Raw genomic sequence first — 11,819 nt, forward strand, 5'->3', positions numbered from 1 at the left:
TCACCATTTGATTGACACTTTTACTTCACTTGATTTTCAAACGTATTTACCAAATCCTCCATCTCGTGGGTTTTCCCTCTCGCCATTAAAGATTCAACAGCGGTTTCCACTTTTTGTCCGTTGAATAGGACCTGATGGAGAGCTTCTGTAATCGGCATTTTAACATCATATTTCTTCGAAAGCTGATAAGCCGCTTTCGTCGTGCGGACGCCTTCGACTACCATTCCCATCTCTTCAAGAACATCTTCAAGCTTGTACCCTTTTCCGAGCAAATTGCCCGCACGCCAGTTTCTGGAATGAACACTTGTGCACGTCACAATCAGATCGCCTACTCCTGTCAATCCAGAGAACGTCAAGGGATTTCCGCCCATTTTCGTTCCGAGTCTCGCGATTTCGGCAAGTCCGCGTGTAATCAAAGCAGCTTTGGCATTGTCGCCGTACCCTAAACCATCTGTAATTCCTGCAGCAAGGGCAATAATATTTTTTAAAGCCCCTCCGATTTCAACTCCGATAATGTCAGGATTTGTGTACACCCGAAAATTGTGATTAATAAATAGATCCTGCACCTCTTCTGCTGCCCTCATGCTCTTTGAAGATGCAGTAACAGTTGTGGGGTGCCGCAGCCCTACTTCTTCCGCATGACTCGGGCCGGAAAGGACAACGATATCTTTTCTGACATCACTCGGGAGCTCAATTTCCATAATTTCAGAAATGCGCAGAAGTGAATCTGGCTCAATACCCTTGCTGACATGAACAAAGACTGCCTTTTTCGTTATAAAAGGGACAGCCTGTCTCAGCACTTCCCGAATTGCTTTTGTCGGGACCGCAACGATAATGAAATCTGCGTCTGAAACAGCTGTCTTCATATCCGTTGTTGCCTCTATTGATTCTGGAAGCTTGACGTTCGGCAAATAATCTTTATTTTCATGCTGATCATTGATTTGATGGATCAGATCTGCACGGTGCCCCCACATGGTTACATCGTGATGATTATCAGCTAACACTAAAGCCAGTGCTGTTCCCCAGCTCCCCGCTCCGAGCATTGTGACTTTTTTCATATTTGCTTCACACCTTTTTATTTTCTAGCTCTTGCAAATATTTTGATTGGTGTCCCCTCAAAACCGAACGCGTCTCTGATTCGGTTTTCTAAAAACCGTTCGTATGAAAAATGCATCAATTCCGGATCGTTTACAAACACAACGAAGCTTGGCGGCTTTACCGACACTTGAGTCGCATAGTAAATTTTCAAACGAGAACCGTTATGAGTCGGTGTCGGATTCATTGCCACAGCGTCCATGATGACATCATTTAAGACGTTTGTTTGAACTCGAAGTGAATGATTTTCACTAGCTTTGATAATCGCAGGCATCAGAGTATGGATCCGTTTTTTCGTTAAGGCAGACATAAATAGGATTGGCGCATAATCCAGAAATTGAAAATGATCGCGAATATTTTCTTCAAATTCTTTCATCGTGCTCTCATCTTTGTCAACAGCATCCCATTTGTTTACGACGATGACGACGGCCTTGCCCGCTTCGTGTGCATAGCCGGCGATGCGCTTATCCTGTTCAATAATGCCTTCTTCGCCATCCAGCACAACCGCCACGACTTCTGAGCGGTCAATCGCTTTCAGCGCCCGCAGTACACTATACTTCTCAGTCGTTTCATAGACTTTCCCTTTTTTTCGCATACCTGCAGTATCGACAATGACAAACTCCTGCTGGTTGTAAGTAAATGACGTATCAACAGCATCTCTTGTCGTTCCAGCCACGTTGCTGACAATAACGCGTTCTTCGCCGAGCATCGCATTCACAAGTGAGGACTTTCCGACATTTGGACGTCCGATCAGACAGAATTGAATAACTTCTTCATTGTATTTCGTTTCAGGAATGTTTTTAAAATGCTCTGCAACGGCATCCAGTAAATCACCCAGTCCGAGTCCGTGTGTTCCCGAAATTGGATACGGCTCGCCAAAGCCTAGCGAATAAAAATCATAAATATTCGCTCTCATTTCTGTGTTATCCAGTTTATTAACCGCTAAAACAACAGGCTTTTTTGTGCGGTACAAAATTTTCGCCACTTCTTCATCAGCAGCTGTCACGCCTTCACGGCCGTTCACCATAAAAATAATCACGTCCGCTTCATCCATGGCGATTTCAGCTTGCTGGCGAATCTGCGCTAAAAACGGCTCATCACCGATATCAATACCGCCCGTATCAATCAAATTAAAATCATAATTCAGCCATTCAGCCGAGCTGTATATCCGATCCCTTGTCACGCCAGGGGTATCTTCTACTATTGAAATTCTTTCTCCCGCAATCCGGTTAAAGATTGTGGATTTTCCTACATTTGGTCTCCCGACAATGGCTACGACAGGTTTACCCATAGTACCCTTCCTTTCAATCCAGCCGCTTTCATTTTTACATAAATTTTCAACCGGTTATTAAAATCATTTCATTCACTTTTATGAAAAGAAACCCTTCAGAGGAAGGGCTTAACTCATTTATTATATCAGTTTTTACTGGGATCACAACTATTCTTAAAAATGTTTCACGATCAAATACACGTCATCTCCGATTCTGTGAGCTATTCCATCAAGGATCGCCTCAAGATTTTTAGCGAAAAGCTCCATCTCCTTTTGGTCATTGCAAAAAAAGACAGGTGCTCCCCCTGCAACCCGATTTCGATTTGTCGTGATTACAGACAAAATCACTTTCGTAAGAGATTCACTCATCCTATCACCTTATCCTGATTCTTGATAAATTCAGTCGGCATTCTAATCGCATTTTCCAGGGTTGGAACATTGCTAATAATTTGAACAGCCGTTTCGGGATGGTGAATTTGCGGGAGAACAAATACTGCCACTCTCCCATCATTTAAATCCCGTTTTGCAATTGGTGTCAAAGATGGCTCTCCTGAATCCCGATAAACCCCGAGCACATTGGAAACATCAAATAAAATGGCCTGACGCTGCCCTAAATTTGCTATCGTCGCTGCTGAATTAAAGTTTTTCGGCGTCAAAATAAAGCCCATGCCATGCTTTAAAATCAGTTCCTGTTTCTCTGGAAGCCCGATATTCATCATATAAATATTATCAACAAACAGTCCCGGACCGTCAAAGCGCGGCTTTATGTACTCGATATCTACAATATCCTTCAACACACTGCCCGACATAAACTTCATGGCCAGTAAAAAACAAACGACAGCCGCTATGACTGCAGCCCAGATGGATAAAAACACATACGCAGAGGTTGTCAAAAGCGCTGTAAAGATCACAATATAATTTCTGCTTTCAAACGCAATGGCAATCCCCTCAATATATGTGCTTCCCCTTGAGACAAGTTCATACGAATCCATTTGCGTCAATGTGTTCCGCTCCATGTTTCGGACATCTCTAAATTGCGTCGCTGCCAATGTTAAAAATGTGATGGCCGTAAATTCCTCCTGCAAAAGCGCCGGCATAATAATTGCACCTAAACCAGCCGCTATCAACCCCAGTGCGATGTGAATCACTTTCCCATGAACATAGGTCGGATACTGGCGGTAATCCGTTTTCAGCATATAAAGCCTTGTCGCAATTCCGGCAATGACCCCAGCAATAATCGGATAGATGTAATCACTCATGACATTTTGGTAGCTCCTTTGTTTGATCTTTTGCTTTTCTGACCAATCTGGCTTGCGAGGTGTTCGTATTTAGATATGCCAAACAGCAATATCATCCCCGCAGAACACGCATTCAGCCATTGAAAGCCGCCGACAGCCATAGCCCCGGCCAACTTCTGGATCACAAATGAATACACCAGTTCGCCTTGGCACATCCCTAGGACAAATAAGACAAGCTGCTTCTCAAAATTCCTTTCAACAGAAGCTGTTAAAAGCACTATTAATATAACAGCAGCCCACTCAGGTTTTATGATGAACCAAACCGGGTCATATAATGCAAAAAGATAAACAAACGCATACGCGGCAACAAGCGTCAGATAGACCATGATGTAACGAAAACGATACATTCCCAAATACCCGGCATAGACACATCCGCAAACGAAAAACATCAAATATGCAGCATTCAGGGAAAAATATAAAGCGATGTCATGTATGCTTAGAATAATATTAGTTAAAATAAAGACAGAGACGGCAATTCGTCTTTTCGTCTTTTCAAAAATAAATGTTGTCAGAACCCACAGAAACCACATTGACCAATAGTAATAAAATTGTTCCATTTTACTTCCTCCATATTCCCAGTATGGAGTTCAAGCACATTTTTTAAACAATCGATCTCACATTAAGGAGTATGATCATGGGAAAAGACAGACAAGAGAAAAAACTCAAAGCTTCAGGCAGAGTCGAATCAGATCGCGACCAGTCCATTCACTATGACGGAGCGACAAGCCTTGAACAAAACGGAAGATTCAAAAAGCGAAAATCATAATACAAAAAGCCCAAACCACATATGGTTTTGGGCTTTTATCATTTATCGCACACTATAGCTTGATGTATTGACCCCTCTCTCTGTGAGCCAATGATGGGTTTCACCTTTGATCACAAGGGGCGCCTTTTGTAAATCGGCAATTGTTCTGGCACCCAGCACGGTCATAATCAACTTTAATTCCTCAAGGATCAGCTGAATCTCCTCAAGCAGTCCTTCCTCACCGCTGTCAGTCAGCGCTTTTAAAAAATGCCCTGCCATTCCGGTGCAAGAGGCCCCCAGCGCAATTGCCTTTGCCACGTCAAGCGCATCTTGCAGACCGCCAGAGGCGATCATGGTGCTTGCAGGAAACTCAGAGCGGATTTCCGCCAAACTTGCAGCTGTCGAAATGCCCCACGAATTAAAAAAGGAGATTTGCCGCTGTCTTCGGAGATTTTCGATTTTCGAGAAATTTGTTCCCCCGTAACCGCCAATGTCAACAGCTGCAGCACCAGCTTCATACAGCTTTCCTGCTGATGCTTTGCTCATACCGAAGCCGACTTCTTTCACAATGACCGGTACACTGACCCGGCTGCAAATTTGTTCAATGCGTTTCAATGCGCCGCTAAAGCTTCTGTCCCCTTCAGGCATCACAATTTCCTGAATCACATTGAGGTGGATCTGCAGTGCGTTTGCTCCAATCATCTCAACGGCTTCCTTTGCCTGAGCAGCCGTTGCCTCGCTTCCCAGGTTGGCAAAAATCAGCCCGTTTGGGTTTTCCTTTCGAACAATTTCATAGGAAAGACGCTCTGATGGATCTTTTAATGCTGACATTTGCGATCCCACAGCAAGGGGAATTCCAGCCTGAGAAGCCGCTCGCGCAAGCGATTTATTAATCTCATATGTAAGTTTTCCGCCGCCGCCAGTCATTGCATTGATAAAAATCGGCGAACTGCTTGAAAGTTCGCCGATTTTTGTGGAAATATCTACTTGTTCTAATGCAAGATCGGGCAGACTGACGTGAACAAACGTAATATCATCAAGACCTGTTTCCCGCTTCTGGCCGGTGGACAAGGCATGATTGATGTGTTGTCTTTTTCGTTCTGCTCGAGTCACGTTTATCACCAATTATTTTAGTTTATTCAGCTTATCTCCGATCAGATCTCCAAGCTGGAAGCCAGTGCTTGTTTCTTCCTTCGCTTGATATTGACGGTAATCTTCCTGGTCAGCTTTAGGCGTTTCTTCAAGTTCACGCATGCTTAATGAAATGCGCTCCTCATTTTCATTCACATCAAGAACCTTCACTTTTACAGTCTGTCCTTCTTCAAGGACTTCATGCGGCGTGCCGATGTGTTTATTGGAAATTTGAGAAATATGAACGAGACCTTCAACACCTGGAAGGATTTCAACAAAGGCACCGAAGCTTACAAGACGCTGTACAGTTCCTTCAAGCACATCGCCAGGCTTCACTTTTTCGCCGATTTGGCTCCAAGGTCCAGGCAGTGTATCTTTGATCGATAAAGAAATACGTTCATTATCACGGTCAACCGATAACACTTTCACTTTTACTTCTTGTCCCTCTTCAACAACGTCAGACGGCTTCTCTACATGAGAGTGGGAAAGCTGTGAAATGTGTACAAGTCCGTCGATGCCGCCAATATCAACAAACGCGCCAAAGTCAGTCAGGCGCTGTACTTTGCCATCAAGTACACTTCCAACTTCAAGAGACTGAAGAAGTTCTTGTTTTTTATTCGCTTGTTCACTTTCAACAACAGCACGGTGTGAAAGGATCACGCGGTTTTTATCACGGTCAAGCTCTACAACGAGCAGTGACAGTGTTTTTCCTTTATAGTCAGTGAAGTCTTCAACGAAATGTGCTTCAACAAGTGATGCCGGAATAAAACCGCGAACGCCGATATCAACGACAAGGCCGCCTTTCACGACATCTTTCACTTCAGCTTCAAACACTTCTTTTGTTTCAAATTTTTTCTCAAGGTCTTCCCAAGCGCGGTCTGCATCAACAGCACGTTTAGATAAAATCAAAGCATCGTCTTCCACTTTTGTTACTTTCAGGTCAAGCTCGTCGTCTACTTTAACAACATCCGATGCTTTCTCTACATGAAGACTTGATAATTCACTGATTGGAATAATACCGGATTGTTTGACATTGATAATTTCTACATCTACATGTTTGTCTTCTACCTTTGTCACAATCCCTTTAACTACATCTCCAACCTCTGGCACTTGAACATCAATTTGATTCATTTCCTCTGTCATTTGAATAACCTCCTTGGTCCAAACCTACACAGCTTAATTAAAACGGTTTGAAAGCTGAACATATAACATGCCCGCTTTTAGCCGAATATGTATTAAAGAATCATCCAAAAAAGTTTTTTGAATGATCAATAAAAAGTTTTATTAGTATTAACTTCTAATAAAAGGACAGGTTTGTCAAGCAATAACATTCTATCTTCGTTGAAAAATTCAAAAAAAGTGGCATTTGCCATCCTCAGCGGGACTTTTGCTCCACAGCCTCGAGGATTTTATCAGCTACCTCTTGAATGGAAAGCGATGTCGTGTCGATTTCAAGAGCGTCTTCTGCTTTACGCAGCGGAGATACTTCGCGCTCTGAATCAAGCTTGTCTCTTCTTGCAATTTCCTCAATTAATGTTTCGTAGTTGACATCAAAGCCTTTTTTCACATTTTCTTCATAACGGCGTTTCGCTCTCTCTTCCACAGATGCCAAAAGAAAGATTTTTACTTCTGCATTTGGCAGCACATGCGTCCCGATGTCACGACCATCCATGACGACGCCGCCTTTTTCCCCAAGCTGCTGCTGGCGTTTCACCATTTCTTCTCTGACACTTCTGTGCTTGGCCGCAATTGAAACTTGGTTGCTGATTTCATCTGTTCTGATCGCCTCAGTTACATCGGTGCCGTTTACAAGCACTTTTTGTCCATCTTTTGTTGTAATCAGCTCAATGTCTGTCCGCTTTAGCAGCTCAGCCAGTTTTTCTTCATCTGTCAGATCAACGTTTTCCTGTAAAGCCGCGTACGTAATCGCCCGATACATCGCTCCTGTATCAATATATATGTACGATTTTTTCTCAGCCACAATTTTGGCAACGGTGCTTTTCCCCGCAGCTGCCGGGCCGTCGATTGCAATCGATAATTTCTTTTCCATAATTCCTCTCCTTGCTCTTTTCTCCTCTAAGGATTGTATCACGAACTTTATGAAAAAGGGTGAAAAATTGATGAATAATTAATGTTTGAAGGTTTCAATCCTATTGTTTTCCTCCATTTTATCCACCCCTTCATATTGAATCACTTTTGATACGTATGGTTCAATATGCTGATAGTGAAAAAGAAATTGGACACCAAGTAAAATGATGGCCTGAATGAACAATAATTTGATCAGCAGCCGTTCAAATGTTTTCATTGGAGCACCTCCATTACAAATAGTATGGAAGTGTTTGCCGATGTTTATTCCAGCCGGGCCTTTCTTCTCTTATTTAACTGGCGCCTGATGCAGTATTGAAGCAAAGCCTGCTGGTCACCTGCTGCAATTTCTGAATACTCTAAAGTCATTTTTCGTTTTTCTGACTTGGGGTCATTAAAGATTCGTCTGACAACTGCTTCTGTTTCTATTTGACGTGTGTGCTCCTCTTCAGGAAGACGGATGATCAGGCGCAATGATTCCCCCGATTGAAAAGAAAGGCCATCAGCTAAAACCACGGCGATGCCGCCTGCACTGATGTTATAGGATAGTGTGCGGATCTCTTCTTCATTTCCCGGCTGAATTTGCACATCTAATACCGCATCAGTTCTTACATATTGGCGGCGCTGGATTCTTTTCATTTTTTCACGGGGAGGCATTTCAAGACAGATCATTTGAAGTTTGTCCTTCACTTTACCTTTTATACGGCTTATAAAGCGATAAGGAACTTCGTCTTTTCCCACAAACTCTACCGTTACTTCCATATCGTTATGTAAAATCACAGTTCGCCCTGTAACTACATCAACAGGATACGCGATCAAAAGTTCATTGTTTTCGATGCTGACCGCCTTGCTTTTTGCCTTTTTCAATTCATTTTCTTCTATATATTCTAAAAGTACATTTTCTCCAATCTCTATCATTGACTTCACTCTTTCGCATTCAATATACTCACGTTTTTATTAAAGCACGTAATGAAAAAAAGGAAAAGACATTTAGTCCTTTCCTCCTGTTTTTTATAGGTCTTTATATATAGGTTCTGCATTTTTTAGTTTTTCAACCTTTTCTTCCGATCCGTCTTTGGCATTGATATACATTCTGAATGTGTCATTTTCAATTGTCCCAAGCATTTCGTAGCATAACACTTCTTGACCTAGTTCATTTGTAATCAAAGCGAGCCTTGTTTCTCTCACTTGTACATTTTTATTTAATTTAGACTTTGCCTCTGCTTCAGTAATTGCAGGCTTAGGTATGGTTCTTTTTCTGTGAGATGTGAGGAAGTCTCTTGCTGAAAAGCCGACAACCTCACCGTCATCCAAGGCCACTTTCATACGAATTGCCTCGGGGTACATCCGGACTTTATTTTCAACAGGAACATATGAAAATACACCGATTTTATCATATTGGGCACTTTCATCAATTTCCAAATCATCTGTTTCAAATCCGTTTTTCTTTAAAAATGCAAGCGCTCGGTTCGATCCGTCATTTAAACTGATTTTCTGATCTTTCACTTCTCTGTTTTGGATCAAGTATACCGGATGCCCGCCCTTCTTCGTAATATCCATATAAATCACTGCTTTATGGTCTGGGTCTTTCATGCTGATGCTATATACATCGCGATTTGTTTTTTTTCCGCTCTTTACCACTTTAATTGAATAATTGTCATCTGGGGCAAAGCGCTCAGCAATTTGTTTTGCTTCCTGTTCGGAAATTTGTTTTCCCTTCAGATGGCTGAAGCCTTTCTCTTCTTTTTTCGTGCTGGTGAAACTCGGGCCAAGATCAGTGCCGGTGGAGAATGCACCAACATTTTTTTCGACTGTTTTAAAGCTGTTGATAATCGTATTATCACTTTGTTTTTCGTCAGAAGCCAGAGCCATTTCTACGTCCATCCAGCGAAGGTTTTTGCTCATGACAAGGTGCTGAACATGACGCAATTCATTTTGTATATCTTCGGACTGCTGATATAGCTTATTTAGTGATGTATACTCGTTTTTATCAAGCGGCTTTTGGTCCAAATCTCTGACTGACGTTTTATAGCTGAAATCGCCGATCTTTGATAATAGCTCTTCAGTTTTATTAAACGGCATTAATGTAAGCGGCAGCTGACTGACGCTGTTATGAGCTTCTGATGTAATCCTCCACACATCGATCAATGCAGGCGACAGTGATTTTTGGCTGTTCATGGCAAGTGTTGTTCCGATTTTATCATGAAGCTGATCCACCTGATAGGTAAGCTCATGAAACGCCCGCTGATAGTTATTTTCAGCATGAAGAAGAACTGCGTCTTTTTCCTGGTGTTCTTTGTATCCCCAGTAGCCTGTACCGACTATTGCAATACCAAGCACGGCGATTAAAATTCCTCTGATCATTTATCACACCTCTTTTTATGCTTTCTCATATCTGCTACTCACAGAAAATGTGTTTACCGATTCTTTTAATCTGCGGACGCCCCCAAATCCACGGACTTGTAGCCGTATCCGGATTAAAGTAGTAAAGTGCTTCCTCTGATGGGTCCCAGCCATTGATGGCATCCAGCACTGCTTCTCGTGCCGTTTCATTCGGCTGCATGTAAATTTGTCCGTCGGCTACTGCTGTGAAGGCAAGCGGCTCAAAAATAACCCCCGCTACTGAATTTGGAAATAACGGACTGTTCAAACGGTTTAAAATGACTGCTGCAATAGCAACCTGCCCCTCGTACGGCTCGCCCCGGGCTTCGCCATAAACCGCTTGAGCAAGCAGCCTGATATCGTTATTGGAAAATCCACCAGGCATGTTCGCTGCTACCGCATCCTGTTTTCTTGCTTTTGCTGGTGTATTGTTTTGCTGTTTATTCGCATTCGCTTTAGGCTGCTGCGTTGTTTTTTCCGCAGGCTGTTTCTGCCGTGCTTCTGCTTGTTGTCTTGCCTTTTGTGTTGCTGCTTTTGATGGTTTCGTCTGATACTTTAGCGGAATTTTTCCGTAATGCGTGAATGTATTCCCTTTATTGAGCTGTTCCATGACATATTCACGATAGTATTTTGATTTACATATTAAGGTTTGCTTTGTTTTAGCTCCTACAAGGCCGTCAACCTCTTTTAACCCGAATTGATCCTGAAAATTTCGAACTGCCCAGTACGTCCCCCATCCATAAACCCCGTCAATTTTTCCGTTATAATATCCGTTGTATTGAAGACGCGCCTGAAGCTCGACCACATCATCCCCGGTTGCCCCTCTTTGAATGACCTGATTCGAAAAGGCAGAGATCGTTTCAGTATTAATAAACGTCGTTATTGTAAAGGAAAAAAGGATGAGACATGCCATAATCGATCCTTTGGACTTCATCTTTTCAAGCCTCCTACTGCAAATTTTTAAGTGTAATCGTATTTTCTGTAACGAGGTTATTTTTATACACTCTTTCCTTGTTATCCCTCAGAACATAAAAACTGCACACAAAAAAGCCGCACGGTTGCTGTGCGGCTTCTATACTTGCATCATATTAACGGAACGGGCTTTTTTCGCTTTACGCAAACCAAACCACCATAAAAATACCATAAATGGAAGCATATAATAAATCCAATTGCTAAGCGCTGTTAGGATAAAATCATATGATCCATGCAAAAGGGATGGGACAACTAAAGAAAGAGTAAGCCACTTTACACGCGCCTTATCAGCGGAAAAACGGGCTTTTCCAAGGTAAAATCCCATTATAACGCCAATCAAGGCATGGCATGAAACAGGCAGCAGCGCCCTGACAAACGCATGCTCCACGCCGTGGCCAATTAAATAAAGAATATTTTCGAGGGTTGCAAAACCGAGTGATACACTTGTACCGTACACAATCCCGTCATAATGCTCATCAAAGTGGGCGTGCGGGTAAACACTGATCATCAGTATAAACCATTTTAATGATTCCTCCAAAAACCCCGAAGATAAAAAAGAAACGAAAAAGCTTCCGCCTCCTACATTCTCTTTTTCAAGTACATACTGGATAAACATTATGGGAAATACAAGAACAACCCCGAGAAAAAACGACCGTAGCACCATATGTACAGGTTCATTATCATACTGATCTTTTAAATAAAAATAACTTAATAACGCGATGCCGGGGGCAATTCCTGCAGAGATGATTGCAAACATCAGGCAACCTCTTTCCTTTATATTCCTACGTCTATCCTACCATGTTGTTTAAAATTTTACATCTGTCTGCACTTAAAAAAACAA

General features: G+C 42.4%; 14 protein-coding genes. 1 reads left to right on the top strand and 13 read right to left on the bottom strand.

Features of this window, described 5'->3' with window-relative positions; genetic code table 11:
- Positions 1-20: 20 nt before the first annotated feature.
- The 5 genes from MHI44_RS01995 to MHI44_RS02015 all read right to left on the bottom strand — a co-directional run bounded on the left by MHI44_RS01995 (position 21) and on the right by MHI44_RS02015 (position 4,220).
- Complete coding sequence (locus tag MHI44_RS01995; RefSeq protein WP_015251807.1) at positions 21-1,058, bottom strand: NAD(P)H-dependent glycerol-3-phosphate dehydrogenase; 1,038 nt, start codon at positions 1,056-1,058, stop codon at positions 21-23.
- Positions 1,059-1,075: 17 nt separating this feature from the next.
- Positions 1,076-2,386 carry a ribosome-associated GTPase EngA gene (engA, locus tag MHI44_RS02000; protein WP_003230565.1) on the bottom strand — a complete coding sequence of 437 codons (1,311 nt, stop codon included), beginning with the start codon at positions 2,384-2,386 and terminating at the stop codon, positions 1,076-1,078.
- Positions 2,387-2,539: 153 nt separating this feature from the next.
- On the bottom strand, positions 2,540-2,734 hold the full coding sequence (locus tag MHI44_RS02005; RefSeq protein WP_003230563.1) for a hypothetical protein: 195 nt from the start codon (positions 2,732-2,734) through the stop codon (positions 2,540-2,542).
- Positions 2,731-3,624, bottom strand: coding sequence for a YIEGIA family protein (locus MHI44_RS02010; RefSeq protein ID WP_003230562.1), 894 nt, complete (start codon positions 3,622-3,624; stop codon positions 2,731-2,733). Before MHI44_RS02010 ends, MHI44_RS02005 begins: the two co-directional genes overlap by 4 nt.
- The gene (locus MHI44_RS02015; RefSeq protein ID WP_003230560.1) at positions 3,621-4,220 is read right to left on the bottom strand and encodes a hypothetical protein; all 600 of its coding nucleotides are present in this window, start codon (positions 4,218-4,220) and stop codon (positions 3,621-3,623) included. The genes MHI44_RS02010 and MHI44_RS02015 overlap by 4 nt, the downstream gene beginning before the upstream one ends.
- Before the next feature lie 77 nt (positions 4,221-4,297).
- On the opposite strand from MHI44_RS02015, the gene MHI44_RS02020 reads away from it, so the two are divergent.
- Positions 4,298-4,429: a YpzI family protein gene (locus MHI44_RS02020; RefSeq protein WP_003225499.1), complete on the top strand. Its 132-nt coding sequence runs from the start codon at positions 4,298-4,300 to the stop codon at positions 4,427-4,429.
- A 42-nt stretch (positions 4,430-4,471) separates the two neighbouring features.
- Here MHI44_RS02020 and fni read toward each other — a convergent pair whose 3' ends face one another.
- The 8 genes from fni to prsW all read right to left on the bottom strand — a co-directional run bounded on the left by fni (position 4,472) and on the right by prsW (position 11,735).
- Positions 4,472-5,521: a type 2 isopentenyl-diphosphate Delta-isomerase gene (gene fni / locus MHI44_RS02025; RefSeq protein WP_032722383.1), complete on the bottom strand. Its 1,050-nt coding sequence runs from the start codon at positions 5,519-5,521 to the stop codon at positions 4,472-4,474.
- Between the two features lie 12 nt (positions 5,522-5,533).
- On the bottom strand, positions 5,534-6,682 hold the full coding sequence (rpsA, locus tag MHI44_RS02030; protein ID WP_014477197.1) for a 30S ribosomal protein S1: 1,149 nt from the start codon (positions 6,680-6,682) through the stop codon (positions 5,534-5,536).
- 232 nt (positions 6,683-6,914) lie between these two features.
- A complete protein-coding gene (gene cmk / locus MHI44_RS02035) occupies positions 6,915-7,589 on the bottom strand; it encodes a (d)CMP kinase (protein WP_128993068.1) in 675 nt (224 codons plus the stop codon).
- Between the two features lie 78 nt (positions 7,590-7,667).
- Complete coding sequence (locus MHI44_RS02040; RefSeq protein WP_003230553.1) at positions 7,668-7,844, bottom strand: YpfB family protein; 177 nt, start codon at positions 7,842-7,844, stop codon at positions 7,668-7,670.
- Positions 7,845-7,888: 44 nt separating this feature from the next.
- Positions 7,889-8,542: a cyclic di-GMP receptor DgrA gene (gene dgrA / locus MHI44_RS02045; protein WP_339203499.1), complete on the bottom strand. Its 654-nt coding sequence runs from the start codon at positions 8,540-8,542 to the stop codon at positions 7,889-7,891.
- Positions 8,543-8,635: 93 nt separating this feature from the next.
- Positions 8,636-9,988: a germination protein YpeB gene (ypeB, locus tag MHI44_RS02050; protein WP_003230547.1), complete on the bottom strand. Its 1,353-nt coding sequence runs from the start codon at positions 9,986-9,988 to the stop codon at positions 8,636-8,638.
- Between the two features lie 34 nt (positions 9,989-10,022).
- Positions 10,023-10,940, bottom strand: coding sequence for a spore cortex-lytic enzyme (sleB, locus tag MHI44_RS02055; protein ID WP_015714181.1), 918 nt, complete (start codon positions 10,938-10,940; stop codon positions 10,023-10,025).
- A 138-nt stretch (positions 10,941-11,078) separates the two neighbouring features.
- The gene (gene prsW / locus MHI44_RS02060) at positions 11,079-11,735 is read right to left on the bottom strand and encodes a glutamic-type intramembrane protease PrsW (RefSeq protein WP_014480144.1); all 657 of its coding nucleotides are present in this window, start codon (positions 11,733-11,735) and stop codon (positions 11,079-11,081) included.
- Between the last annotated feature and the right edge of the window lie 84 nt (positions 11,736-11,819).

Origin of the sequence: Bacillus sp. FSL K6-1366 (assembly GCF_037976695.1) — a bacterium.
Lineage (GTDB): Bacteria > Bacillota > Bacilli > Bacillales > Bacillaceae > Bacillus > Bacillus subtilis.

What these genes read in the sequence shown, in the direction of transcription:
- MHI44_RS01995 (WP_015251807.1), bottom strand. Translation starts at nt 1,058, where the DNA reads ATGAAAAAAGTCACAATGCTCGGAGCGGGGAGCTGGGGAACAGCACTG.
- engA (WP_003230565.1), bottom strand. Translation starts at nt 2,386, where the DNA reads ATGGGTAAACCTGTCGTAGCCATTGTCGGGAGACCAAATGTAGGAAAA.
- MHI44_RS02005 (WP_003230563.1), bottom strand. Translation starts at nt 2,734, where the DNA reads ATGAGTGAATCTCTTACGAAAGTGATTTTGTCTGTAATCACGACAAAT.
- MHI44_RS02010 (WP_003230562.1), bottom strand. Translation starts at nt 3,624, where the DNA reads ATGAGTGATTACATCTATCCGATTATTGCTGGGGTCATTGCCGGAATT.
- MHI44_RS02015 (WP_003230560.1), bottom strand. Translation starts at nt 4,220, where the DNA reads ATGGAACAATTTTATTACTATTGGTCAATGTGGTTTCTGTGGGTTCTG.
- MHI44_RS02020 (WP_003225499.1), top strand. Translation starts at nt 4,298, where the DNA reads ATGGGAAAAGACAGACAAGAGAAAAAACTCAAAGCTTCAGGCAGAGTC.
- rpsA (WP_014477197.1), bottom strand. Translation starts at nt 6,682, where the DNA reads ATGACAGAGGAAATGAATCAAATTGATGTTCAAGTGCCAGAGGTTGGA.
- cmk (WP_128993068.1), bottom strand. Translation starts at nt 7,589, where the DNA reads ATGGAAAAGAAATTATCGATTGCAATCGACGGCCCGGCAGCTGCGGGG.
- MHI44_RS02040 (WP_003230553.1), bottom strand. Translation starts at nt 7,844, where the DNA reads ATGAAAACATTTGAACGGCTGCTGATCAAATTATTGTTCATTCAGGCC.
- dgrA (WP_339203499.1), bottom strand. Translation starts at nt 8,542, where the DNA reads ATGATAGAGATTGGAGAAAATGTACTTTTAGAATATATAGAAGAAAAT.
- ypeB (WP_003230547.1), bottom strand. Translation starts at nt 9,988, where the DNA reads ATGATCAGAGGAATTTTAATCGCCGTGCTTGGTATTGCAATAGTCGGT.
- sleB (WP_015714181.1), bottom strand. Translation starts at nt 10,940, where the DNA reads ATGAAGTCCAAAGGATCGATTATGGCATGTCTCATCCTTTTTTCCTTT.
- prsW (WP_014480144.1), bottom strand. Translation starts at nt 11,735, where the DNA reads ATGTTTGCAATCATCTCTGCAGGAATTGCCCCCGGCATCGCGTTATTA.